Origin of the sequence: Bdellovibrio sp. HCB209 (assembly GCF_047306065.1) — a bacterium.
Classification (GTDB): Bacteria; Bdellovibrionota; Bdellovibrionia; order Bdellovibrionales; family Bdellovibrionaceae; genus Bdellovibrio.
The window spans coordinates 2,411,554-2,437,581 of record NZ_CP178618.1 but is presented as its reverse complement, the minus strand read 5'-3'; the positions used below and the strand labels follow the sequence as shown (position 1 = coordinate 2,437,581).

Annotated in this window: 23 protein-coding genes; 15 read left to right on the top strand and 8 right to left on the bottom strand. The window is 45.6% G+C overall.

All coding sequences use genetic code 11. From position 1 onward, the window contains the following. Positions 1–47 precede the first annotated feature (47 nt). The gene (locus ACLVWP_RS11895) at positions 48–1,019 is read left to right on the top strand and encodes a deoxyhypusine synthase family protein (RefSeq protein WP_413557470.1); all 972 of its coding nucleotides are present in this window, start codon (positions 48–50) and stop codon (positions 1,017–1,019) included. Between the two features lie 61 nt (positions 1,020–1,080). On the opposite strand, the gene ACLVWP_RS11890 is transcribed toward ACLVWP_RS11895, so the two are convergent. Then, positions 1,081–1,365: an XRE family transcriptional regulator gene (locus tag ACLVWP_RS11890; RefSeq protein ID WP_413557469.1), complete on the bottom strand. Its 285-nt coding sequence runs from the start codon at positions 1,363–1,365 to the stop codon at positions 1,081–1,083. A 344-nt stretch (positions 1,366–1,709) separates the two neighbouring features. Here ACLVWP_RS11890 and ACLVWP_RS11885 point away from each other — a divergent pair, with 344 nt between their 5' ends. Beyond that, on the top strand, positions 1,710–2,024 hold the full coding sequence (locus ACLVWP_RS11885; protein ID WP_413557468.1) for a helix-turn-helix domain-containing protein: 315 nt from the start codon (positions 1,710–1,712) through the stop codon (positions 2,022–2,024). A gap of 123 nt (positions 2,025–2,147) precedes the next feature. Further along, positions 2,148–3,515 carry an MFS transporter gene (locus ACLVWP_RS11880; protein WP_413557467.1) on the top strand — a complete coding sequence of 456 codons (1,368 nt, stop codon included), beginning with the start codon at positions 2,148–2,150 and terminating at the stop codon, positions 3,513–3,515. Positions 3,516–3,541: 26 nt separating this feature from the next. Here the strand turns inward: ACLVWP_RS11880 and ACLVWP_RS11875 are convergent, their stop codons facing one another. Next, positions 3,542–4,465, bottom strand: a complete 924-nt coding sequence (locus tag ACLVWP_RS11875; RefSeq protein ID WP_413557466.1) for a lytic murein transglycosylase — start codon at positions 4,463–4,465, stop codon at positions 3,542–3,544. Positions 4,466–4,676: 211 nt separating this feature from the next. Between ACLVWP_RS11875 and fucP the strand changes: the two genes are divergently transcribed. The 8 genes from fucP to ACLVWP_RS11835 all read left to right on the top strand — a co-directional run bounded on the left by fucP (position 4,677) and on the right by ACLVWP_RS11835 (position 12,234). Then, positions 4,677–5,930 (top strand): L-fucose:H+ symporter permease, encoded by a 1,254-nt coding sequence (fucP, locus tag ACLVWP_RS11870; protein WP_413557465.1) that lies wholly within the window; start codon positions 4,677–4,679, stop codon positions 5,928–5,930. Positions 5,931–6,020: 90 nt separating this feature from the next. Further along, entirely contained in the window at positions 6,021–6,452 is a 432-nt protein-coding gene (locus tag ACLVWP_RS11865) for a hypothetical protein (protein WP_413557464.1), read from the top strand. A gap of 8 nt (positions 6,453–6,460) precedes the next feature. Continuing rightward, entirely contained in the window at positions 6,461–7,252 is a 792-nt protein-coding gene (locus ACLVWP_RS11860; RefSeq protein ID WP_413557463.1) for an MOSC domain-containing protein, read from the top strand. 168 nt (positions 7,253–7,420) lie between these two features. Continuing rightward, positions 7,421–8,419: an HAD family hydrolase gene (locus ACLVWP_RS11855; protein ID WP_413557462.1), complete on the top strand. Its 999-nt coding sequence runs from the start codon at positions 7,421–7,423 to the stop codon at positions 8,417–8,419. Positions 8,420–8,421: 2 nt separating this feature from the next. Next, the gene (locus ACLVWP_RS11850; RefSeq protein WP_413557461.1) at positions 8,422–10,104 is read left to right on the top strand and encodes an arylsulfatase; all 1,683 of its coding nucleotides are present in this window, start codon (positions 8,422–8,424) and stop codon (positions 10,102–10,104) included. A gap of 85 nt (positions 10,105–10,189) precedes the next feature. Further along, a complete protein-coding gene (locus ACLVWP_RS11845) occupies positions 10,190–11,104 on the top strand; it encodes a formylglycine-generating enzyme family protein (RefSeq protein WP_413561582.1) in 915 nt (304 codons plus the stop codon). After that, the gene (locus ACLVWP_RS11840; protein ID WP_413557460.1) at positions 11,101–11,613 is read left to right on the top strand and encodes a YidH family protein; all 513 of its coding nucleotides are present in this window, start codon (positions 11,101–11,103) and stop codon (positions 11,611–11,613) included. Before ACLVWP_RS11845 ends, ACLVWP_RS11840 begins: the two co-directional genes overlap by 4 nt. A 9-nt stretch (positions 11,614–11,622) precedes the next feature. Then, positions 11,623–12,234 carry a MarC family protein gene (locus ACLVWP_RS11835; protein WP_413557459.1) on the top strand — a complete coding sequence of 204 codons (612 nt, stop codon included), beginning with the start codon at positions 11,623–11,625 and terminating at the stop codon, positions 12,232–12,234. Between the two features lie 24 nt (positions 12,235–12,258). Here the strand turns inward: ACLVWP_RS11835 and ACLVWP_RS11830 are convergent, their stop codons facing one another. After that, positions 12,259–13,320: a hypothetical protein gene (locus ACLVWP_RS11830; RefSeq protein ID WP_413557458.1), complete on the bottom strand. Its 1,062-nt coding sequence runs from the start codon at positions 13,318–13,320 to the stop codon at positions 12,259–12,261. Positions 13,321–13,785: 465 nt separating this feature from the next. Here ACLVWP_RS11830 and ACLVWP_RS11825 point away from each other — a divergent pair, with 465 nt between their 5' ends. Then, a complete protein-coding gene (locus ACLVWP_RS11825) occupies positions 13,786–15,438 on the top strand; it encodes a response regulator (RefSeq protein WP_413557457.1) in 1,653 nt (550 codons plus the stop codon). Between the two features lie 54 nt (positions 15,439–15,492). Further along, on the top strand, positions 15,493–16,290 hold the full coding sequence (locus ACLVWP_RS11820; RefSeq protein ID WP_413557456.1) for a M48 family metallopeptidase: 798 nt from the start codon (positions 15,493–15,495) through the stop codon (positions 16,288–16,290). Between the two features lie 56 nt (positions 16,291–16,346). On the opposite strand, the gene ACLVWP_RS11815 is transcribed toward ACLVWP_RS11820, so the two are convergent. From ACLVWP_RS11815 to ACLVWP_RS11795, 5 genes are all read right to left on the bottom strand, one after another. Further along, positions 16,347–17,633, bottom strand: a complete 1,287-nt coding sequence (locus ACLVWP_RS11815; protein ID WP_413557455.1) for a PA14 domain-containing protein — start codon at positions 17,631–17,633, stop codon at positions 16,347–16,349. Positions 17,634–17,759: 126 nt separating this feature from the next. Next, entirely contained in the window at positions 17,760–20,924 is a 3,165-nt protein-coding gene (locus ACLVWP_RS11810) for a tail fiber domain-containing protein (protein WP_413557454.1), read from the bottom strand. Beyond that, positions 20,921–21,487 (bottom strand): hypothetical protein, encoded by a 567-nt coding sequence (locus tag ACLVWP_RS11805; RefSeq protein WP_413557453.1) that lies wholly within the window; start codon positions 21,485–21,487, stop codon positions 20,921–20,923. The genes ACLVWP_RS11810 and ACLVWP_RS11805 overlap by 4 nt, the downstream gene beginning before the upstream one ends. A 40-nt stretch (positions 21,488–21,527) precedes the next feature. Further along, complete coding sequence (locus tag ACLVWP_RS11800; protein WP_413557452.1) at positions 21,528–22,877, bottom strand: MATE family efflux transporter; 1,350 nt, start codon at positions 22,875–22,877, stop codon at positions 21,528–21,530. After that, positions 22,858–23,412, bottom strand: coding sequence for a NifU family protein (locus ACLVWP_RS11795; protein WP_413557451.1), 555 nt, complete (start codon positions 23,410–23,412; stop codon positions 22,858–22,860). The genes ACLVWP_RS11800 and ACLVWP_RS11795 overlap by 20 nt, the downstream gene beginning before the upstream one ends. 173 nt (positions 23,413–23,585) lie before the next feature. On the opposite strand from ACLVWP_RS11795, the gene ACLVWP_RS11790 reads away from it, so the two are divergent. Both ACLVWP_RS11790 and lysS read left to right on the top strand, forming a co-directional pair. Continuing rightward, positions 23,586–24,509, top strand: coding sequence for a class I fructose-bisphosphate aldolase (locus ACLVWP_RS11790; RefSeq protein WP_413557450.1), 924 nt, complete (start codon positions 23,586–23,588; stop codon positions 24,507–24,509). A 23-nt stretch (positions 24,510–24,532) separates the two neighbouring features. After that, positions 24,533–26,011, top strand: coding sequence for a lysine--tRNA ligase (lysS, locus tag ACLVWP_RS11785; RefSeq protein ID WP_413557449.1), 1,479 nt, complete (start codon positions 24,533–24,535; stop codon positions 26,009–26,011). Positions 26,012–26,028: the final 17 nt, after the last annotated feature.

The following is a 26,028-nucleotide window of genomic DNA, read 5'->3' as shown; positions in this document are numbered from 1 at the left end:
GCTTAAACATGCTACTTTTCTGCCTCTTCGCATAACAGGAGCATGTAATGGGACCGATTTCTCAATTTATCGAACATCACTATCGTCATTTCAACGCCGCGGCACTTAAAGACGCAGCTGTTGGTTATAAAAAACATATCGATAATAAAGGCCAAATGCTTGTGACACTTGCAGGTGCAATGTCTACAGCTGAGTTGGGTCTTTCTTTGGCTGAAATGATCCGCCAAGGTAAAGTTCATGCGATCTCTTGTACTGGTGCAAACCTTGAAGAAGACGTGTTCAACTTGGTAGCTCACGATCACTACGTGCGCATCCCGAACTACCGTGATTTGACTCCGGCAGATGAGCAAAAACTTTTGGAAAAACATTTGAACCGCGTAACTGACACTTGCATCCCTGAAGAGGAAGCAATCCGTCGTATCGAAAACGTGGTTTTGGAATACTGGCAAGACGCTGATAAAAAAGGCGAGTCATACTTCCCACATGAATTCATGTACAAAATCCTTCTTTCTGGCAAATTGAACCAGTACTACCAAATCGATCCAAAAAATTCTTGGTTGTTGGCTGCTGCTGAAAAGAACCTTCCAATGGTTGTTCCAGGTTGGGAAGACTCTACTTTGGGTAACATCTTCACTGGTCACATCATCAAAGGTGACATCAAAAAATCGACTACTGTTAAAGGTGGTATCGAATACATGAAAACTTGGGCTGAATGGTACATGTCAGCTTCTAAAAAAGCTCCAGTTGGCTTCTTCCAAATCGGTGGTGGTATCGCTGGTGACTTCCCAATTTGCGTAGTTCCAATGTTGGAACAAGACTTGGGTCACGAAGACATCCCATTGTGGAGCTACTTCGCGCAAATCTCTGACTCTACAACTTCGTACGGTTCGTACTCTGGTGCGATCCCGAACGAGAAAATCACTTGGGGTAAACTAGCTCCAACGACTCCTTCGTACATCGTTGAGTCTGACGCTACAATCGTAGCTCCGTTGATCTTCTCTTACGTTTTGGGTCTATAATTTAGATTTTAAAATCTGAAAATGATGAAACCCCAGCTCACAAGGCTGGGGTTTTGTTTTTTTAAGCAGACTTTTTTAATACCAGATGAGCAGTGAGCCCCACGGAGTCGGCAAGGCGAAGGAGTCGGTCAATCGTCACCTTTTGCAGGCTACCGGAAAGAATTCCCGTTACAGCACTTCGTGGAAGTTTAGCGCGCGTAGCGATCTCGGTGTGAGTTAGGCTTTCGCGCTCAACAACCTTTTTTACCGCGAATATTATTTGGGCTTTCATGACTGCTTCAATCCCTCGGGCAGGGGGGATCTGAAGCATTTTCGCAATCTCAGTTCCGGATGTTTTTCTTTTCATTATAAAACCCATCTTTTATATCAGTCGGAAAATCCAAAATTTCTTTTTCGCACTTTTTATATAAATGGATCAAGAACACCTCCGTTGTCTCATATTTGAGACATAAAAACCAATGTTCATATAGTTGGCTGCAAAATATGCCCAGGATTGGATGGAACTTACCTCGAATTAGACGTTTCAGATGGCCAGCTTACGGACTGAATAGTACTTGGTTTCAATTGTGCCATATCGAAGCGGGGTCTTTAATTTGCAGTGGCTTTTGTCGATTTGACAATATTAACCAATTAGGTTAACAGATGGAGACGGCGACTTAGAGTTCGTCGAGGTTATTGAGGTTAATAAACATGAGTACTAAAAAGAAAAGTGATGCAGTTGAATTTTTAGAGAAAATCAGTGGTGGGCCGCTTACGGTGTCTAAACTTCTAGTGGCTCATCGAGAGTCTAACGATTTGACCCAGGCAGAGGTTGCAAAAAAATTGGGTGTATCGATCCCTCACTTGTCGCAATTGGAGAGGGGACATAAATTTTTGAGCCCCGAGAGAGCATATGCCTTTGCCAAGAAGCTCGGGTTGATGCCAGAGGTGTTCGTTATGATTAGTATTCAGGATCAGCTGACACGAGCGAAGCTTCCTCTGAAAGTGAAAATCGAAGCGGCTTAAAGTTGCTCGGTCAAAAGTCGCCGCGAATTTGTCTGCGATGGATAAAAAATCTTAACATTTGGTTATCGTAATTTGTCTCTGCTCAAAGATGCCCTCAACATGTTTGTTTACGGAGGGAACACTATGGCGACTGCCACAATGCCGACGACCGCAGGGACGGCTTCTGAGAAAAGCAAGATTTGGAAAGTCATTGCAGCTTCAAGCGCTGGGACACTGATTGAGTGGTACGACTTCTATATCTTCGGAAGCCTTGCCACGATTATCTCTGCGCAGTTTTTCCCTAAAGGAAATGACACCATCGCCTTGCTAAGCACGCTGGCAACTTTTGCTACGGGCTTTGTCGTTCGTCCGTTTGGGGCTTTGGTATTTGGTCGTATTGGCGATGTGGTGGGGCGCAAGTATGCCTTCATGGTGACTTTGCTGATCATGGGACTTGCGACGACGGCGATTGGTTTACTTCCTAGTTACGAACAAATCGGTGTCTTGGCTCCGGTGCTCTTGTTATTGCTTCGTCTGATGCAAGGCTTGGCTTTAGGGGGCGAGTACGGTGGAGCTGCGACCTACGTTGCAGAACACAGCCCTGATGGTAAGCGCGGCTATTACACGAGCTATATCCAAACAACGGCGACTCTGGGGTTGTTTGTCTCCTTGGGTGTGATCTTGATGACTCGTTTAGGAATGGGCGAGGATCAATTCAAAGCGTGGGGATGGAGGATTCCGTTCTTACTTTCTGTGGTGCTAGTGATTGCTTCCTATTTTATTCGTCGACGTATGCAGGAATCTCCGGTGTTTATGCAGATGAAGGCTTCGGGTAGAGCTTCCAAGAGTCCTCTGAAGGACAGTTTCATGAAACCAGAAAATCGTAAGCTTGTGATCTTAGCTCTCTTAGGGGCCACAGCCGGGCAGGGAGTTGTTTGGTACACGGGGCAGTTCTATGCTCTTTACTTTTTGCAGACTGTTCTTAAGGTCGATTTCGTTTTGGCTAACAAGGTGATCGCCATGGCCTTGTTGCTTGGGACGCCGTTCTTTATTTTCTTTGGTTGGTTGTCAGATCGTATCGGTCGAAAAAATATCATCATGGCGGGATGTGCGATTGCATCTGTCAGCTATATCCCCATTTACAAAGCGATGGAGTTTTACTCTGGCTGGGATATGTTAAATCCGACCGCGGCACCACTGAATCCGAATGTCCCGATGTTGGTGTTCTTGGTTTGGATCCAAGTGATCTTTGTGACGATGGTTTACGGACCGATTGCAGCGTTTTTGGTCGAGATGTTTCCGACTAATATTCGCTATACATCGATGTCGCTGCCATACCATATAGGAAATGGTGTCTTTGGAGGTTTGGTTCCATTCATTGGAACGGCATTAGTCGCAGCTACTGGAAATCACGTTGCAGGATTGATGTATCCTATCTCCATAGCCGTGATGACTTTGATCATTGGATTGATCTTTGTGAAGGATCCCACGAACGTAAAGTGGCACGAATAAAAAAAGGAGCGGTGACGCTCCTTTTTTTATTGTCCATCTTGGATTGTAGCGGTGGTTTCAAGTCCGGGTAGGGCAGGAACCTTTTGCGAGATATTTAAGATGCCTGTCGCATAGTCACGGCTGTTATTGTATTTCATTAAAGCCGTGATCTGAGCTTCTAAGTTTTTTTCTTTCCATCCACTTTTCGCAAGGTAGTTTGCAACACTCATGATGGCATCGTCAGGTTTTGTTATATCGGGAGTCGCTCCCGGTTTCAAAGACTCAGCAAAATCACGATAGCTCGAAGGAATAAACTGCGGCAGACCAAAAGCTCCCGCATAGGAGCCACGAAGTTTAGTCAGGTCCAAGTGTTTCTTCTTGCGAATTTCTGCAAGAGCGATCAATTGCTCCTCTGCCCATTTTGATTTTGAGACCACGCGCTTTTTCATGATCTCGCGAACTTCCTTCGCAGTTTTATACTTTTTAACTTCTTTGTTTTTTATAAGAGCTAGACGAGTCAGCTTCTTAAGATTTTCTGGTTGCTTCGCTTGCAATAGGTGAAGGTACACACTCACGATGTGAAAGGTTCCTAAGTCTGCACCATGACGAGTCTCAATCCATAATAGCGACGAAACAACTTCGGCAGGAACGCCAAATTGCTTTTGCGCTGTTTGGAATGTTTCAGAGTTGTCCTTCATAAAGCTTGCAGAACGCTGAACGGCCTTCGGGTCTAATTCTGTCAAATGCGCACCAGAGGGTTGCAAAAATCCCATCAGATTCAAAGAGACAACAGTTTTGAAACCTTTCGGTTCATAATACTTGGCAGCTTCTTCGGTGAAGGCATTTGAAAAACCGATGCGCTTCATTTGAGTGCGCACCCATTCTTTGTCGGCAGCGACCAGATCTTTTGTTTGTGACCAGGCAGTAGTGCAGGAGATCGATAAGAGGATCGAAATAATTAGTACACGCACTGTAAGCTCCTCTCTTTTTTGATTCAGCCTAAAAGACTATGCTAAATGAAAAATCGAAGCGAGGCTTCCTCTCTAGGATAAAACGGACCGGAAGTCGCGGCAACCCTTAGTCCTGTGTTGAATCACTCTGTGACACGAGGGGTTTTCCGTTGCTGGGAGTTGCTGAATTCGGCAGTATTTATTTGGGTTTAGCAAATTCAGGAGTGCATCAATGTCAGCATCAGCAGAGTCTCAACGCAAAAGGGCATTAATAGTTGTATCGACAATTTTCTTTATGTGGGGATTTTTGACCTGCTTAAATGATATTTTAATCCCTCATTTAAAAGCTGTTTTCTCTCTGTCATATACGCAAAGTGCGCTGATTCAATTCACGTTCTTTGGAGCCTATTTTATCATGTCTTTGCCAGCTGGAAGTCTGGTGTCCAAGTTAGGATATAAAAACAGCATCAGTGCCGGGTTATTGGTGGCGGCGATCGGGGCTGCATTCTTTATTCCAGCAGCTAAGATGGAGTCATACCCAGTCTTTTTATTTGCGTTGTTCGTCCTGGCTTCGGGAATCACTGTTTTGCAAGTGGCAGCGAATGCCTATGTCACATTGCTCGGCTCAGAAGAAACGGCTTCCAGTCGGTTGAATCTAGCTCAAGCCCTTAATGCTCTGGGGACGACAGTTGCTCCCAAGATTGGTGGTCTGTTTATTTTATCTGCTGTGGTGATGAGTGCCGATCAAATCGCCGCTTTAACGATGGACGAGCAGATTGCTTACAAAACTCAACAAGCTCAGGCAGTTCAGGGACCTTACACTGTTCTTGCGATTATTTTGTTGTTGCTCGCAATTGGAATGTATCTTTTCAAATTGCCCAACCTCCAAGAATCTAAATCAAGCGGTCAGAAGTCCGAGGCCTCATTTGCAGATGCCTTTAAACATTCGAACCTGGTTTTAGGCGTGATCGCTTTGTTTTTATATGTGGGTGCTGAAGTTTCCATTGGCAGCTTCCTGATTAACTTTATGGCGGAATCTCATATCATGGGTGTCAGCGAAAGTGTCGCTGCGGGACTTGTGCCTTTTTACTGGGGTGGAGCATTGGCAGGTCGATTTATTGGATCGTTCCTGATGCGCAAACTCAATGCTGCGAAACTTTTAGGTGTTGCGGCTGTAGTTGCAACAGTTTTGGTGGCAGGTGCGGTTACGATGAGTGGACCGATAGCGGCTTATACATTATTGGCAGTGGGGCTATTTAACTCGATCATGTTCCCGACGATTTTCAGTCTGGGAGTCCGTGGGTTGGGAGCTGCCACTGAAAAAGCCTCCAGTTTGTTGATTATGGCCATCGTCGGTGGAGCGGTTGTTCCCTTGTTGCAAGGGGTGATTGCGGATCAGGCAGGATTACAACATGCTTTCATCTTGCCGATGGTCTGTTACGTATTCATCGCCTTCTATGGATTCAAGGAATCCCGTCGAGCTTAGTTAACATATTTGAGATGCGCTGCGGAAGCCACACCGTGATCCCTGTCACCAGAGTTGACGGGGATACCTTCCGCGCCGTCTAATAGAAGTATGAGAACTATAAAAGCACTTATCATCCTAGCAGCTCTTCTTCCTTCACTTTCCTTTGCGGCTCGTCTGTCTGATGGCAAAGATCATCTAAAATTGTCTGGCAAAAAAATCATGACGACTTTGGATAAAGGTTTTCACTTCAATATCGAAGCTCCTGCCGGTTTGTACATCGATGGCGAGATGGGTTCTATCGATCCTGTTAAAAAAACTGAAAAGTTGATTGTTTTTGATGCTGCGAAAGCAGGCGATAAAACATTCTCTGTTAGTTTCTATGTTTGTGATGATGCTGAAACAGTTTGTGAATCTCACGAAGTGAACTTGAAAATTCAAAAGAAAAAACTTGTGAAGATTGAAAAAGAAAAAATGCAAATGGTGAAACCAGAAACAGGTGCACCAGTTGCTCCGCCAGCTGATCCTAAAACTGTTCAGTAGTTTTTATCATGCAAGTTTCAGAACTGAACATCTATCCCTTGAAATCAGGCAGAGCTCAAACTCTGCCGCAAATGAACATCACTCACGAAGGACCTGAGGGCGACCGTGAGTGGATGTTGATAGATGAGGCGGGTAAATTCGTTTCGCAAAGAACGATGCCGAAACTTGCTACTGTCAATGCGGTCTTTGAGCCGAACTCTTTGACTCTCGCTTTTGAAAAGATGTTCTTTAAAATAGGTCGCAAGGCTTCGTTCAGCCGCGAAGTGAAGGTTTCCGTTTGGAATGACACTTTCACAGCAGCGTTGGAGCCAGATCTTTACTCTCAAGCTTTGTCACAGTACTTGGGTGTGAACGTACGCCTGGTTCGTTATGCGCCTTTTTCACAGCGTCGGGTTTTATCGACACAAAAGGAATGGAAGCCAGAGGTTCGCTTTGCAGACGGCAGACCGATCTTGCTGACGAATACGAAAAGCCTTGAAGATTTGAATTCTAAGTTGCCATCTCCGGTTCCAATGAATCGCTTCCGGCCTAATATCGTTGTTCAAGGGCAAGAAGCTTTTGAGGAAGACAAATGGAAGCGTATCAAGATCGGTAATGTGATCTTTTCCCAACCGAAGCCGAGTGCTCGTTGTAATATCATTACGATCGATCAGCAATCTGGGGTTTCACAGGGTGCAGAACCTTTAAAAACACTGGCGACCTATCGTCGTGACGGGACTAAAGTGATTTTTGGATCTCTGTGGATTCCAGAAAATGAAGGAGTCATATCCATGAATGACTCCGTTGAAATTCTCTCTTAAAAAATCGTTCTCAATTCACTAATCATTGTGCGATGTCATCGCTCACTGGTCGGGGTGTTTGTTCGCATTTCGACTGTTCTTGAATTTACACTTTCACGCCTGTCGCTTCACGATGGGGTAAATAAATTGATATTTCTTAAATTCTAAACGTACTAACAGAGGCGACTTATGAAGTTACTTGTTGGATTTGCGGTGGTGTTGTTCTCCTCGTGGGCATGGGCGGCGGATCCTTTGCCATCATGGACCGAGGGGGAGCTTAAAAAATCGATCATGACTTTCGTTGCAGATGTGACGAAAGAAGGTGGATCTAATTTTGTTCCTGTCGAAGATCGCATCGCCACGTTTGATAATGACGGGACATTATGGAGTGAAGTTCCAACGGTAGAAGCTGAATTTACCAAGGTTCGCTTGGAACAATTGATGGCGAAAAATCCCGCGATGAAAAATAAAGAGCCCTATAAGACTCTGCTCAAAGAAGGAAAGGCCGCTCTTCCGCACTTAACTCAGAAACAGATCTTAGACATCATGTCGGTTACTCACTCTGGAATGAGCGAGGACGATTTTAATAAAGAAGTGACGGAGTTTTTTAAGACCGCTCTGCATCCCAAGTGGAATGTCCCTTACAGCAAGACGGCCTATCAACCTATGTTAGAGCTGTTGGCTTACCTGCGAGATAATAACTTTAAGATCTTCATTTGTTCAGGTGGCGATATCGCCTTTATGAGAGTGGTTGCCACGGAGATGTACGGAGTGCCCTCTCAAAATATTATCGGATCTTTCTTTATGGATAAAACCACGGAAGAAAACGGCAAGCTTGTCGTTATGCGAACTTCTAAGCTTGGAATGATCAACGACAAGGACGGCAAGCCGGTAGGTATTGTTCGTCATATTGGCAAACGGCCGATCATGGCGGTAGGTAATGAAAGATCTGGAGGCGACATCGCTCACCTTCGTTATTCCAAAGAATCCACACGTCCCACATTGCAAATCATGATCAATCACGATGATGCCAAAAGGGAAGCCGAGTATGCAGAAAAAGACGGCGCTTCTTTAGCCGCCGCCAGAAAATTTGGATTTAAAATCTTAAGTATGAAAAACGATTGGAAGCAGGTGTTTCCGGTACAAAATCCAATTGCGCAGAATGACTCACAACAAGAGGGGAATTAGCGATGGTTAAGGGGAACGAAGAAAAAAATAAGAAGACCGACGGCAAGTCACCGAAGCCTAATATTTTAGTTATCATGGGTGATGACATCGGTATCACTAATTTAAGCTGCTACAGTCATGGATTGATGGGTTATAAAACTCCCAATATTGATCGTGTAGCGGATGAAGGCATGATGTTCACTGATTCCTATGGTGAACAGAGTTGCACCGCGGGAAGAGCTTCTTTTATGTTGGGGCAAAGTGTTTTCCGCACGGGACTTTCGAAAGTTGGATTTCCTGGTGCCGCAATTGGGATCAGAGCTGAAGATCCTACGATAGCTGAACTTCTTAAAGGTCAGGGCTATTCAACCGGACAATTTGGTAAGAATCACTTTGGTGATCGGAATGAGCATTTGCCGACGGTGCATGGGTTTGATGAATTTTACGGAAATCTTTATCATTTAAATGCAGAGGAAGATCCAGAAGATCCTGATTATCCAAAATTGGAAGAGTTCAGAAATCTTTATTCACCCCGAGGCGTTTTGCGTTGCAAGGCTTCTGATAAAGACGATGAAACTGTCCATGAACGCTTTGGCAAAGTTGGCAAACAGTCTATCGAAGACACCGGTCCACTCACTCGTAAGCGCATGGAAACTTGTGATGACGATTTTGTTGAAAGCGCGATTGATTTTATCAAGAGACAGGATTCTGAAGATAAGCCTTGGTTTGTCTGGTTGAACACAACACATATGCACTGCCGCACTCATACGAAACCTCAAAGTATTGGCCAAGCGGGTAAAGCGCAGTCTCCTTATCACGATACGATGATGGATCACGATAAGAATGTCGGTCAGATGTTAGATTGTCTGGATGAGATGGGGATTGCTGAGAATACTATCGTGATTTATACGACGGACAATGGGCCTCACATGAACACTTGGCCCGATGGTGCCATGACTCCTTTTCGCAGCGAGAAAAATACGAACTGGGAGGGAGCATTCCGTGTGCCATTTTTAATCCGTTGGCCGAATAAAATCGAAGCTGGGAAGATCTCTAATGAAGTTGTGCAACATCATGACTGGTTGCCAACATTAGTTGCGGCAGCTGGCGAAGGTGACATCGTGGAAAAGCTAAAAAAGGGGCACGAGTCCGCTGGCAAAAAGTTTAAAGTGCATATTGATGGCTACAATCTTTTGCCTTATCTCACGGGCCAAGAAGAAAAAAGCCCTCGTCCTGGTTTCATTTACTTCAGTGATGACGGAGATCTTGTAGGACTTCGCTATGGGAACTGGAAGATGGTTTTCATGGAGCAAAGATCTAAAGGAACATTGGGAGTATGGGCAGAGCCTTTTACTCATCTGCGTGTCCCGAAACTCTTTAATCTCCGAACGGACCCCTATGAAAAGGCCGATGTGACTTCGAACACATACTGGGATTGGTATTTAAGCAAAGCTTACATGATTATGGGTGCACAAGAAATTGTCAGAAGATTCTTGTCGACCTTCACTGAGTTTCCGCCTCGACAAAAAGCCGCAAGTTTCACCATCGACCAAATCTTGGAAACGATGGCAAGAGGAGCTGGCTATGCTCACGAGGATTCAACTGGAAAAGTCGAGTCGCCAACCCATGAACAGTCAGATGAAATGGCACGCGGTCCACGTAAGCCAAGTTCCTCTGAAGGAGACAGACCTCGTCCAACACACTGATAGAAAGTGGTAGTACGTGAATCAAGTTGAAATCATTGAAAGACAAGAACAAGGGGAAGAGGAGCGCATAGCTCCTTTTCCTCATATGGTGTGGATTCCGGGTGGAATGTTCACGATGGGATCTAATGATCATTATGCCGAAGAGGCGCCTGCACATCGCGTGAAGGTCGATGGGTTTTGGATGGATCAATCTACGGTCACAAACCGAGATTTTGCAAAATTTGTAGGTGAAACAGGTTACGTAACTTTTTGTGAAAGAGATCCTGATCCTAGTATGTACCCCGGTGCAAATGCGGAAATGCTGAAGGCAGCCTCAGTTGTTTTTGTAAAACCATCAGGCCCGGTTGATTTAAGAAATCCCCACCTGTGGTGGCATTTTATCAGAGGTGCGAATTGGCGGGCACCGCAAGGTCCTGGCAGTCATATCAATGATCGCATGGATCATCCCGTCGTGCATGTGGCATGGGAAGACGTGCAAGCTTATGCAAAGTGGGCTGGTAAAAAACTTCCCACGGAAGCCGAATGGGAATTTGCTGCGCGCGGCGGGATTGAAGGCCGTGAGTTCGCGTGGGGAGATGAGCTTGTTCCCTCAGCGGGACATCTTGCAAATACGTGGCAAGGACAATTTCCTTGGCAGAATCTTTCTGAGGATGGATTTGAAGGAACCTCTCCAGTGGGAATTTATCCTCAGAATGAATTCGGACTTTTCGACATGATCGGTAATGTCTGGGAGTGGACTGTAGATTGGTATTCTCCCAAGCACACAGAAGACAAACCCAAGGCTTGCTGTATTCCAAAAAATCCCAGAGGAGCCATGGAAGACGAAAGCTACGATCCAAGACAGCCTTTGAAGATCCCTCGTAAAGTTATGAAGGGTGGGTCTCACCTGTGTGCTCCTAATTACTGTAAAAGATATCGTCCATCGGCGCGTATGGCGCAACCAATTGATACATCGACATCCCACCTGGGCTTTCGCTGTATCGTAAGGGGAGAACGATGATAGAGCCGGAATTAAACTCGACCGAGCTTTCCAAGCAAAGGACCGGACTGTCGGAGGAACGCACAGGTTTATCGGAGCATCGAACTGATTTGTCGGAGCACCGTACGGAACTTTCAGAGCACCGTACGGCGCTTTCCGAAGAGCGCAGTAAACTGTCAGACGTGCGCTCACACTTAGCGAATGAGCGCACTCATCTTGCTTACATGCGAACCGGGATTTCTTTGGTCAGCTTAGGCATTACCATGAACCGCTTCAGTTGGTTTCTTATAGACAATAAATCCATGACCCGTTTTGGAGGACATACATTTTTGAATGACGCCAAAAATGTGGGGCTGGGAATGGTCATATTAGGCAGTGCCCTCTTAGTCTGGTCCCTTTTTCGATACAACAAAACTGTGAAATCGATTGATTCGGGAGTATTTACTCCGCCTCACAGATTCATCTGGGGATTTACATTAACTTTAATTTTAATTGGTACGATTTCGACAATATGGCTCATGGTCGGTTAGGGAGGATCTATGGAAAGTGGTTATGTGTTAGGTCCGTCAGAGCTTTTCACGGTGTTTTTTGTGATGGTGGGACCTCTCGAACATTTGGGCCCCTTTGCTGCCGTCACTAAAGATATGACTCAGGCACAAGTCAGCAGTCTGGCATATCGATCAACCGCGATTATCATTCCTGTGGTCGTGATACTGGGATTGTTCGGTCGTCAGCTTTTACATGAGTGGCATATTCCAATTCCGATCTTACAACTTACCGCGGGTATTATCTTTGCGATCATGGCTTTTAAGCTCTTGCTCTTTCATAAAAAGGAAGAGGTGGTCATATCGATGGATGATAAAAACGCGATGGCACCGCTCACCATGGCTTTAAAAATCATCATCAATCCTTATGTCTGCGGAACTTTGATTGTGCTGTTGGCTTCTAGCCAAAGCACGGAACGAACCATTTTGATCTTTACGATGCTAATTATAAATCTTATTTTGGATGGAGTTGCCCTTAGATTCATTCGGATCTTTGCAGGTAAGGCGGGTATAGTGATCCTACAGATTTTGGGATCTGTGTTAGGCGTGATGCAGGCGGCTTTGGCGATTACAGTTATTCACTTTAGTTTGCAGATGCTGAAATAAGAAAGGGACCCGCAGGTCCATTTCTTATTTGTCTACGCAGCTGTAGGAAGCTGAGTAAGATCCTTCAGGAAGCGAGTCAGAGAAACTCACCGTGGAACCACTCACTGAATAGCCCGAAGTGATAAGTTTACCTTTGCTATCGATTAAAGCAAAATCCACTTTGCCGTCGTTATTGGCGTCAGCTGGATTACATTTCAAGTTGATAGATTTAAGAAGCTCTGCCGTTTTAGTACCAATCGAAGTCAGGATCTTTGTGTAATCAGAGGCACACACAGAACCGATCACTCCACCAGTCAATTTACTTAAAGACTCATATACCGGAGCGAATGCGGCTGTTGAACATGCCGTGTCGCTTGCCGCTTTAATAATAGAGTGGAAGCCAAATACTTTTTCAGCGCCGAAGCGTTCTTGAACTAGTTTGACCAAGTTTTCTGGAGCACTTTTAGCAGCGTTGTTTTGGCAGTTGCCGATACCAGAACTGCATTCGTCTTCGTCCGAAATTAAAATCACAACAAGTTTTGAATTTTGACGGAAGAAGTCCTGATTTGCAGGAGTGTTAGAAGTTCTTTCGATTGAGCGGTGGGAAGCGTAAATACCACGCTCGTGACCGCTACCAGAAACACCTACGTTTAATGCCGCTGACAACATTGATTGAGCTGAAGACAACGAGTGGGAACTCGCTTTCAACACATAAAGGCTGCCACCGTCAGAATCGAAAGGGCGGAGTTGTCCGTCGCCCCAAGCACGCACAGATTTATCCGGTGCTGTTGTATTGGAGTTTGGATCTGTTGTTGTCAAAGCCACATGCCAGTTCATGCCTTTAATGAGACTCATGAAACCGTCGATTTTAGAGGAGATGTTTCTTTGCTCTTCAAGCATAGAAGCCGAGTTGTCGACCACGAACAAAACGTCGATGTCGGCATTGGCTTTTACTTCAAAGCTTTGGTTGACGCTTTTAAAGCTGCCACCGCCATCTAATGAAGCTAAATCCTGCTGAACTGTCAGAAAGTTCACGTCAGGCGCACAAGCACTCAGTAGCAAGCCAGATGTAATAATCGCTGTGACTCCATAGATTGGATTTCTCATAACATTTCCCCCGCGAGCTACAGTATTGCAACTTAGATACCATGTGAGTCCCACGTAATTTCGTTCCAAGTGTTGAACAAGGGAACATCGTCTAAAAAACTGATAGTGTTTTCGCGGGGATTCTGAAAATGAGACATGAGGTCATTGCATATTTCAGAGGGAAACCGTCTCAGATAAATCCATTTTCCCTCTGAAAATAGCAGATTTCATCTGTGTCCCTGAGCGAAGGTCTTGGTTTTTACTCAATTCAAAATATGGAGTTCACTCGGAAATTTGCCGTCACTGCAGAAGTTTTAAACGAAATTTCTAGCGGTAGAATCGGCGTTTTCTCGAGGGAATACTTGCGTTTTAAGCTGTGCATCAAAACTTTTGTAAGTTGATGTTCATTTCAACTTTGCCATGATTAGGCCCGGCTCTTGATTTGAGCCTTGTAATGCTGCTTGATGATACTGTTAGAGGGCAAATATGGATACAGTGAAGAACCCTAAAGATATGAACATTGAACAGGCTCAAGAATTACAAAATGAAAGTTTTGAGTTTTTGGTGCAAAACGTCGTCGACTACGCGATTTTTGCTTTGGATAAGTCTGGCAATGTCAGCACTTGGAACGCGGGTGCTCAGCGTATCAAAGGGTACTCTGCTGAAGAAATTTTGGGCCAGCACTTTTCTAAATTCTATTCTGAAAAAGATATCCTTCGCGGTCATCCTCAACATGAATTGGAAGTCGCAGCCCGTACTGGTCGCTTCGAAGAAGAAGGGCAGCGCGTCCGTAAAGACGGTTCTCTGTTTTGGGCGAATGTGGTTATCACTGCGCTTTTTGATACAAACGGAAACCTTACGGGTTTTTTGAAAGTCACTCGCGACATCACTGAAAGAAAACAAGCCGAAGAAGCCCTTAAAAAAGCCAACACGGAGCTAGAACTTCGTGTTTTGGAAAGAACATCTCAGTTAGAGCTTCGTGAAAAAGAGCTGAAATTCGCTAAGGAAGAAGCCGAAATGGCGAACGCCGCGAAAAGTACCTTTTTGGCGAACATGAGCCATGAGATCCGCACTCCATTGGGAGCAATCCTGGGGTTTTCAGAGATGATCACCGAAGAAGGTGTGTCGTTCGAGGAAAGAGAAACTGCGAAAGAAGCCATTCTCCGCAATGGTCAGCTTTTGATGAATCTGATTAATGACGTTTTGGATCTAGCAAAAATTGAATCTCGCAAAATGGAGATTGAAAAAGACAAGATCAAATTCGCAGAGCTTGCGAATGAATTGGTCGGCACATTTAAAGCTCCGGCAAAAAATAAAGGTGTCGATTTAAAAGTTGAATTCAATCCAGATTTGCCAGAGCAGTTTGTGACCGACACGGTTCGTTTGAAGCAAATTCTTTATAATCTCATTGGGAATGCCGTTAAATTCACGCAAGACGGAACTGTTATTGTAAAGGCTCGTCGTCGTGGCCAAGACCATGTGTGCTTTTCAATTACGGATACAGGGATCGGAATTTCTGAAGAGCAAAGCAAAAGCTTATTCAGTCCTTTTCAGCAAGCGGACTCGTCGATCACGCGTTCTTTCGGTGGCACGGGTTTAGGTCTTATTCTTTCTCGAAATCTGGCTCAGGCGCTAGGTGGTGATTTGGATCTTACCGATAGCAAACTGGGAGTGGGGTCGACCTTCACTTTGACATTGCCATTATCAGATCTTTCCGAGGTTGCAGAAAAAGGCGCGACAGCACAGACGGCAGTTCACGCGAACACGGCCCGTATCATGGTGGTCGATGACAATGCTGACAATCGTCGCTTGTTATCGATTTTGTTGCGTAAGCACAATTATATCGTCGACACAGCTGCGGACGGTGTCGAATGCCTAGAGAAAGTGGATATTTTCAAACCGCATATTATCTTTATGGATCTGCAGATGCCTCGTATGGATGGAATTACGACAACCTTAGAGTTGAAGCGTCGAGACTATAAAATGCCAATCATCGCCTTGACTGCGAATGCATTGAAGGACGAGCGTGAGAAGTGTTTGGGTCTAGGGTTTACCGAATACCTGACTAAGCCAATCAACCGTACGCATATCGAGCAAGCGGTTGTCAGAAATCTGACTTTAAATCCTGTGGCCACTTAATTGGGCGGCGCAATCACCGTTGTCAAATGGGGAAAATGCGCTATCGTTAATGCCATGAAAAAGAAAAACTTAATCATCATGGCCGTGGCTTCATTGTTAATCAGTTGTTCAACGCTTTCACCCAAAGTAAACGAGTCGGACATCAATGCAGAAGCGGCAAAAGCCTATGCCGAAATCAAATCAAAATCTAAAATTTCCACCAACAAAGAATGGACGGCGATGGTTCAGCGTGTAGCTGATCGTATTGCCAAGGCCTCTGGCGAGAACTTCCAATGGGAAGTGATCTTGATCGAAAGCCCTGAGGTCAACGCTTGGTGTATGCCGGGCGGGAAGATGGCGGTTTATACGGGCATTATGCCAGTTTTAAAAACCGAAGGCGCTTTGGCAGCAGTGATGGGGCATGAGGTTGCTCACGCAACTCTTCGTCACGGTATGGAAGGTTATATTCGCGCGAAACAACAAAGCTATGCTGGTATCATCTTAGCTGGAGCAAGTGTTGTCGGTGGTCAATTGCTATGTAAAACCGAAGACTGCCGCAAGTGGAGTGCCTTGGGTGGCGTCGCTGCAGGCTTTGCATTGACATTCCTTGAAAGAAAATTCAGCCGCGGCGACGAAACCTCCGCCGATAAAAAAGGCCAAATCTATATGGCTAAGGCCGGATACGATCCAGCGGAGTCTTTGGTCCTATGGGATCGCATGGGAGCAGGTAAGCAGGGTGCCCCTCCAGAATTCATGTCCACGCATCCCGCAGACCAAACCCGCAAGAACAACCTAAGAGGCTGGCTACCGGAAGCTGAAGCCTTCTATGCCCAGTCCCCGCAGAAGTACGGCTTGGGCGCTACGATTCGCTAAAAAAGAAAAGGGCAGGTGATGAACCTGCCCTTTGTGTTTTAGCTTTTAAGAAGCAATTACGGCGTAATCAAGTAGTCCGGTGAACTAATAACCTGATTGCCTTTTTCATCCACCGAGATCGCGTTGATCAGGTAGTAAAGACCGCGAGTTAGACCAGTTAGGTGAACTTCGTGGTTTGTCACCAACTCAGAGTTCAACTCTGTATAGATGATCTCACCCGTGAAGTAGTTCACGATTTTAAGTTGGCTTGTCGCTGGGATATTCGTTTTCCAAACCAGTGTAGCAGATGGAGCATCTACCGAAGTTGCAATCAAGTCTGTGATCTCAAGCTTCTCAACCGTACAAGGGTTGGTTTTTTGCTCTGGCATTTTATAGTTTGCGTTGGCAATCGTTCTCCAACCAGTAGACTCAAGCCATTTAGTAACGGCTGTCGGTTTTTCAGTCTTCGGTGAATAGAAGTATTCGTTGCCAGATCTGCCGCACACCCAGTTGTCTTTATAGGATTTCTGGAATGCTTTAACGTCTTTATGCTGCTTCCACATCAAAACATTTGAGATGTGATAGCGTGGGCCTTGGTAGTAAAGAACCTTGATAGGAATCTCTGTACCTTGCTTCATTGTGAATGTTCTATATGAACAACCAAAACGAGAAGGGTGATTACCATCGTTATTAATTAGTTCTTTCCATTGATCATTTTCTTTAAAGAACACGCGGGCACCATCGTCAGAGATAATACCTAATTCGTATTCACCTTCTTTGTCGGCTTCAGAAAGTTTCAAGATCGAATTGTATTCAACAGCGAAGTGCTCAATTAGCTTTTCACCGTTTTTATCAATAAGAGTAGCGCCACCCTCAGTGGTGAACCCTTTAGTAAACATACGGGTAGGGACATTAATGGAAGCAAAGTACAAATCTTGCTCCATGCGAATACCCTTATTGTAGTAATCCATAACGCCAGAAACCGTTTTCATTTGCGGACTGCGTAGGATTAGTTTTGCGGCTAGACCGCTCGTACGGGATTCAGAAGGAGTGCTTGATAAAGGATCACACACTGTCTGATCAGGATCTTGCTCCGGGAAGTCAAAGATGGCATTGGGATCAACGCCATAGTTGTTACCGTGGTAAGTACATTTGATCTTTTTTAACAGACCCATTGTCTTACGCAGTTCCTCCAACTTCTGTTGTTCAGTTTTAGCTGATGAGTTCGATCCTGAACTTGCCGGTGTACGGCTTTCCTGCTTGGAAGGGGTGCTAAAAATGGATTTAAAAATATCGCCAAGTGAAATGGCGTGCGCGGGAGAGCATGCTAATGAAGCAATAAGCAAAGCAGCAGTTTTTTTCATTTTTACGTACCTCTTACGTGAATAGATTAATCATAGCACGTATGGGAGGTAACAAAAGGTTTGTGGCGGGAGTTATACAATTGAGACAAACAGTGAAAAATTTAGGAGTCACTTATCAAGGGAAATTTACAGTCCGAGCTTCTGTTTTATCAAATTGAGATCTTTTTGTAAGTCCTCATTCTGTTTCCTAAGCTCTTCATTTTCTTTTTTTAATTTATCCATCTCAGCGCGATCCGCCTTAGACGATTCGATGGATGCGATCTTGCGATCTTGTTCAGCAACTTTTTCTTCAGTTGATGTGATTTTAGCGTAAAGAGACTTCACCGCTTCGATCAGTGGAGCAACCAAGTGATCATACGCCACAGACTTCAAACCTGTTTTCGGATCAGTCACGACAACTTCTGGAAAGACTTGCTCGACATCTTGAGCGATCACACCGATTTGTTTTTTATCGGAGAATGTCGCTTTATCAATGTAATTGTAAGTTACACCTTGGACTCTAAGGATGCTATCCAGCGAGTGATCAAGAGGTTCGATATTCTCCTTTAGATTGCGATCTGAAGAAGAGGTACAGCCTGCAGCGGAACAAATTTGCACGCCATTTACGCGATAGACGCTACCCGAAGAAACGTTGACGTCGCCGATGACATCGAGCTTATAAGCAGGGGCGATCATTGCGCCGATCCCGATATTGCCATTGCTAGCCATCGTAAAGAAACCGCCAGATGATGTGGAGTTGTCGCCTTTAGTTGTAAATGTCAGTTTACCACCGTAACCATTTGCTCCACCAGAGCCATCTGCTTGAGCTTGGATGGTTGCAAGTCCACGTGTACTTGCTGAGCCTCCGTTGTTGGAGACTGTGAAGTTCACGCGGCCGCTCATCGTCGTGCCAGTAATAGTAGCCGTCGAGTTATTTACTTCGAGGGATCCGACGTCCGTAATCGTAGTTCCAGGGCCATTCAGTGTTAAGACCCCTGGGCCGGTACTAATGCCTACTAGGTTTGCAGAGCCTCCACCCAATGATGCTGCACCTGTTGTATCAATAATGAATCTTGCTTTGCCAGCTTGTTGGTCGACGACGCTGAACGCACCAGCTGGAGTCGTAGATGAGGATGCTGCACCCACATTAAGGGTGAATGAGCCATTCGACGATGAGTTTTTAATCGCTAACGCAGTTCCTGCAGTGGATGAACTATTCACATCCAGATTATAAGTTGGAGAAACGTCACCAATACCGACTTTACCCGAAGGCAAGATCGTAATGCGCTCAGTGCCGCCGGCTTTCAATCCTAAATTGTAGGCGTCATTCGTACCTAGAGATGCATTTGCTCCGAAACTATTTCCACCATTCGCAAAGAAATTAGGAACGATCCATTTAAGACCTGTGGTCTCAGCTGAATCTGTCACTAGCAACTGACCATTTGCCGCCGCAGGCAGACGAGTGTTGGTTGTGCCATCTGAAGCCAACAAATCACCTTTGCTCGCAAGAGGAGAAAGCGCGTTGAATGCTGGAGCTTTTGATGTTGATCCGGTACCACCCATAGAAATAGGTAGAGTGCTCGTTAAGCTAGAAGCCGCCACATTCGTCAGAGCCGAACCATCCACTGCAGGAAGTTTTGCAGTGGCATCAAGAGTGACAATTTTACCAGCGGTCGTCCCAGAATCTACAACCAAGTTACTGCCAGACACTGTCAATCCCGTGCCATAGCTCAATACAATATTAGATCCAGTAACACTCAGCGGAGCAGAAGTTCCCAGAGTCGTATAAGTTCCCGCACCAGTTCTTTGCACGATACCAGTTCCAACCACCGTGCTGATATCAGAGGCGATAGGGGTTGCCCATTTGATACCTGTGCTAGTCGCGGAATCAACAGTTAAAACTTGACCCGTAGATCCCACAGGTAAAACGGCCGGGGATACGGCGCTGAAAGAGATCAAATCACCTTTAGTCGTCATTGGTGAAAGGGTCGCGAAGGCTGCCGTTGCAGTACTTGCTCCAGTACCACCTTTATTAATCGGAACTAAAGATGGGAATGACGAAGGATCAGCTGCAATCACACCACTCGCAACAGAAAGACCATTGCCAACTTGAACAACGCCCATTGTGGAAGCCGTTGCCGTTGCAACTGAAATAGTCGGAGTTGTCGAACCATTGGTAACTGAAATCGGCGAGGTGCCACTTACCGTAGTAACAGTACCTGATCCCGTTGCTACGGTCGTCGGTACAAAACTAGTTCCGTTATATCCCAGAACTTGGCCCGATGTGATCCCCGATGTACTAACCGTGATGCCTTTGATTTTATCAACGCTCGTCGCACCGACAGTACCGGAAACGTCGCCAACCAAAGACGTGGTTGTGCTGACTTTATTACTAAACGTTGCCCAGTCAGTAGGGCTGAGCAAACCACGAACAGTTGATGATCCAGTAGGTAGATTGAATGTATGAGTATTGCCAGTAGAGCTGATTGTAAAGTCAGTTCCAGAAACACCAGTGGCAAAAGTCTGCGCACTGCCAGTTAAGCCGTTAAGGCTCGACAAGCCGCCAGTACCCGCCGAGTCATCTGCAATAGCCCATTTAGTGCCGTCGTATTTTAAAATCTTACCAGTCGCGAGGCCTGTTGTATCGACAGTGACCCCTTTGATCTTATCAACCGAAGTCGTGGTCTGCGTTCCTGAAACATCACCACTCAATGAGCCCGTGAAGTTTGTCGCCGTCTGCGCCGTCAAAGTACCGCCGCTATAGGCATTCAGCAAACCATTCAAAGTCGTGTAGCGAGAAAGAATACTTTCCAAATTTGCTTGAGTTGTTGAAAGCGAAGTATTTACTTGCAAGAAATCCGAAGGCCCCTTGTCTGCAAGCTTTTGTGAATTGATAGAAACGGGGATATTCCCAATCGTTACATCAGGAGTAAGATCTGTACCCCCAACATTGATATGTAAAGCACGGGTCGCAAAACCCGACATCGTGACAGCAGAAGCTCCCTGACAGTTCACGAGACCGGAGGAAGCAAAAATGCGGTCCGCGGTATTGTTAGTCGTATCGATGCGAGTGCCAGTTCCCACGATGACAGAGAACTCACCATCTGCACCCGGAACAACAGTTTGAGATTCAGAATACAAAACACAAGCGCCGTAAAGAACCTGAAAGGTGACGTTTTGAGATGTAGTGATCGGTGTACCGCTGGAGCTAGTTAAAATACCTTCGTAAGTCAGTAAAGACCCCGGTGATACAGCGTGAGCTGTATTTACGAAGAGTGCCAACATTGCGGTGGTTAGAAGAGTCAGCTTCATTCAGCAACCCTTCCGTAAATGCGGAAAGCACCACCAGCCGCTGTGTTCTGTTGGTGAGAAACAATTCTGCCACGCAAAACCATTCCACTTCCGGTTTGCACCGAGGCACCAGCAAGGACGCCTTGTTTGATTTGCGCCGGAGGCACAAAGCGAACATTCACTTCGCGATTGATATACATACCAGCGCGAGACCAAGCACGGAACTTTACATTGAAGGTATCGCCGTTATTGATGGTCATCGAACTTAAAGGGGCCTTGGTATTCGAGAGTGAAATCTCGTACTGGCCATCCTTAGAGCAGATCACGTAATTTGAATCGTAAGTGTCTGAAGCAATCCATGTCGTGCCGCCATCGAACGAAAGATCAACTGTCGTGATAAAGCGCGAGCACTCAGCTTTCAGAGGAATGGAGGCGAGAGTAGAGGTGACAACGTCTTTGCTAGGTTTGAATTCGAAATTGTCCATGGGACGCAAAAACGAGACAGTCGGATCAGCATCCGAACATCCCATTAAGAAAAACAAACCAAAAACGGCCACGATGGACCGAACAAAACTTTTTTGCATCCATCAGAAATATCGGAATAATCCAGTACTTACTGAAGTTTTATGGGTTTAAAAATCTCTTACTGAGACGGTGGAAACGATAAGTTAGAAGGATCGATGCGAATATGAGTCCTATCAGGAGCCCAATCCAGATTCCGATGGGACCCACCCCCAGATGAAAGGCGAGGAGATAACCACCTGGCAAGCCCATGATCCAGTAAGCAAAGAACGCAATGACACTCGGCCATTGAGTATCACTCATACCACGAAGTGCGCCGATCGCGACGGCTTGAACGCCATCAAAGACTTCAAACAGTGCGACCACTAAGAAAAATTGCGCAGCCCAAGCAATAACGTCTGCATCACTCGTGTAGAATGTAGGGAACCAATGACGGAAGACTAAGAATCCTAAACCGCAAAGCCCCATATAGGCTCCACCCAAAACGATGGCGGTGAAACCTGCGTGACGAGCCAGTTTATAATCTCCGCGTCCTAATTCGAAACCCACGCGAATACTTGAGGCAATGCCGATTCCCAGAGTTACCATAAAGCTGGTACTCGCAAGGCTGATTGCGATTTGGTGAGCGGCCAGAGGAACTGCGCCAAACCAACCCATCATCACAGCACAAGAAGCAAAGGCTCCCACTTCGAAAAAGAAAGTGAAACCATTGGGAATTCCTAAGCGAATCATGTTTTTCAAAATCTGTTTATCGAAAGAATGAATCCAAGGATTTGCCAGATATTTTTTAAATTGCGGATGCAAATGAACATAAGCGATCATCGCAATCATCATAAGCAGGCGAGCTGCAAACGATGCCCAAGCAGCGCCGACCAAGCCCATTTTCGGGAATCCCCAAGCACCATAAATCAAAGCATAGTTACCAATCACATTGGTGATCACTCCCGCGATCATCACATACATGGCCACTTTTGTGCGTCCTAAGCCATCTGTGAACTGCTTGTAGGCTTGATAAATCAAACTCGGCAGAATTGACCAAGTGATGATGGTGTAAAACGGAGCGGCCGCTTCAAGGACTTCTGGGCGTTGTCCAAAAATGTGGAGATGAGGTAAGATGGCCAGAAGAATGGCGGTGATAACAAAACCCACACCGACAGAAATAACAAGGCTGTGACGAAGCAAAACTCCGCCGCGAGGGTGATCCTCTTGCCCTTGTGCATGGGCGAACATCGCTGTCATCGGTGCCAGCATACCTAAACCGAAAATCAAAAAGACAATGTAGACACTTCCCGCAAACGCAGAAGCACCAAGGGCCACGGGACCCAAATGACCGACCATCAAGGTGTCAGCCAGCTGGATCAAGTTCTGACCAAGCTGTCCAACGATGATAGGGCCGGCAAGTTTTAAAAGAAGCTTAGACTCGTGTACGGTCTCAGATCGAAAGAACTTCATGGATTTCCGGGAACAATTCCTTCATGCGAACTTCGATGCCGTCTTTCAAAGTAGCTTGAGAAGATGGGCAGCCCGCACACGCTCCACGCATGTGGATGTAGAGTTTGTTGTCCTCGTATTTATTGAAAACAATGTCACCGCCATCAAGAGCTACAACAGGGCGAATTTCGCGGTTCAAAACAGATTTAATATTGCGCACCAACGGAGAATCATTTGGGTCTTCTACATCAGAGTGTTTCACGATTTGCACAACCACGGGTTCTTTGTTGTCCAAATGTTCTTGGATCAAGCCCGTCAATGGAGACGCCAGCAACTCCCAGTCAACCCAGTCTTGCTTAGTCACGGTAATGAAATCAGTTCCCACGTAAACAGAGCTTGTCCAAGGGAAACCAAAGATTTTCGAAGCAAGAGGTGAGCTTTCAGCGTCTTGCGCAGTAGGGCAATCGAAGCCTTCATCTGCCACTTTGGTATGCAAATGGAACTTCATAGTCGCTGGATTTGGAGTGGCTTCGAAAGAGACTCTATTTGTGCTCATTTTTACCTCGAGGAAAATCGTGCCCACAGTATACCACAGAATCCGCTTTGGAAAGGTAAATTGCTGCGATGCTCGCTATGATGTAGACGCTTGATTATCAAAAGAAAGTTCACTACCTTTGAGCCCGCTAATTAACTGAGCATTCACATTTTTTACCATTTTCTGGAGCACACATGACACCAAGAGTTAGAGAGATTTTGAACTGGTACGGATCAGACAACCCAGGCGTATTGACGAACCTGGCTCGCATTATGAATCACGGTAAATTGGCGGGTACTGGTAAGATGGTCATCCTTCCAGTGGACCAAGGTTTCGAACACGGTCCAGCACGTTCTTTCGCGCAAAATCCAGATGGTTATGATCCTAACTACCACATCGAACTTGCTATCGAATCTGGTTGCAACGCTTACGCGGCTCCACTTGGTTTCATCGAAGCAGTTTCTCGTAACTACGCGGGCGAAATCCCATTGATCTTGAAAATCAATAACTCTGAAACTCTTTACGGTAACAAAGCTCCGATCTCTGCAGTGACGTCTTACATCGACGATGCTTTGAGACTTGGTTGCGTAGGTATCGGTTTCACAGTGTACCCAGGTTCTGCTGAACGTAAAACTATGTACGAAGAGATCGCAGAAGCATCTCGCCTAGCAAAACAAGCGGGCCTTGTAGTTATCATCTGGGCATACGCTCGTGGTGAGCAAATCTCTAAAGAGGGTGAAACAGCTATCGACGTGATCGCATACTCTGCACACATCGCGGCTCAATTGGGCGCTCACATCATCAAAGTTAAACCTCCAACTGCACACATTGAACAAGCAGCAGCTGCTAAAGTTTACGCTGAACAAGGTATCAAAGTTTCTACATTGGCAGATCGTATCCGCCACGTGGTTCAATCTTGCTTCAACGGTAAACGCATCGTTATCTTCTCTGGTGGCGAAGCAAAAGGCACTGAAGAGCTTCTTAAAGAAGTTCAAGAGATGGCACAAGGTGGTGGCTTCGGTTCCATCATGGGCCGTAATGCATTCCAACGTCCTAAGAAGGAAGCTATCGCTCTTCTTCACGGTGTTATGGATGCGTTCGCTGGTAAAAAACTTTAGTCTTAGTTAGGTATTTGGAAACTATGTCGATTCAAGAAAACGCGCTTCGCGCGGAAAAACGTAAAAAATTGCATGCTCTTCGCGAGAAGGGCATTAATCCTTATCCGTACACGTTTGAAAATAAAACGGCGATCAAAGAGATCGTGGAAAAGCACGCAGCTGGTTTGCAAGCAGGCGAAAAGAAGCCTGAATCTGTGTACCGCATCGCGGGCCGTTTGATGACTCTGCGTTTGATGGGTAAGGCTTGCTTCTTCAACGTTCAGGACCAATCCGGTACTGTACAAGTTTACGTAAAAACAGAAGAGTTGGCAGAGAAAGAAAAAGCTGCATTTGATCTAGTAGACCTTGGCGACATCGTGGGCGTTGAAGGTTACGTGTTCAAATCACAAAAAGGCGAATTCTCCATTTACCTAAAACACTTCGAGATTTTGACGAAATCCATCGAACCATTGCCAGAGAAATTCCATGGCGTGCAAGATGTTGAGATCAAATACCGTCACAGACATTTGGATTTGATGACGGATGCAGACTCTCGCAAAGTTTTCGAAACTCGTTCTAAAATCATCTCTGAAATCCGCAGATTCTTGGATGCGCGTGGTTTCATGGAAGTGGAAACTCCAACACTTCAGCCAATCTATGGTGGTGCAGCAGCGACTCCGTTCACAACTCACCACAAAGCATTGGATATGAAATTGTACATGAGAATTTCCCCTGAGCTTTACTTGAAACGTCTTTTGGTGGGCGGATTTGAGAAAGTTTACGAGATCTCTAAAAACTTCCGTAACGAAGGTATCGACAGAACTCACAATCCTGAGTTCTCTTTGCTTGAGTTCTACGAAGCTTACACAGACTACAACTATCAAATGAATCAATTCGAAGAATTGGTTTCTGGTTTGGCGTTGAAAATCACTGGCAGCATGAAAGTTTCTTACCAAGGTAAAGAAATCGATTTCACTCCGCCATGGAGACGTTTGACAGTTCATGACGGTGTTCGTGAATACGCTAAGATCGATCCAGATAAGGCAACTGATCAGGAGCTTTTCGAAGCGGTTAACAAAATGGGCGGTGACTTGGATGCTCCAGGTAAACGCGGCGAAATGATCATGGAATTGTTCGAGCTAACAGCTGAACAACATTTGTGGCAGCCGACATTTGTTATGGATCACCCGAAAGAAATCTCTCCACTGACGAAAATTCACCGCGGTGATGATCGTTTGGTAGAGCGTTTCGAGCCATTTGCGGCTTGCATGGAAATCGGTAACTCATACTCTGAGTTGAACGATCCAGAAGACCAGTTGGCACGTTTGAAAGAACAAGAAGCGTCTCGCGGTACTGACGAAGAAGCACATCCAATGGATGAAGATTTCTTGTTGGCTATCGACGCTGGTATGCCGCCGACAGGTGGTGTGGGTCTCGGAATTGAGCGTATCGTGATGATCCTTACCGATCGTCCTTCGATCCGCGATATCATTTTCTTCCCAACAATGAGAATTACAAAGTAAACTTAAGGGAGCGATAA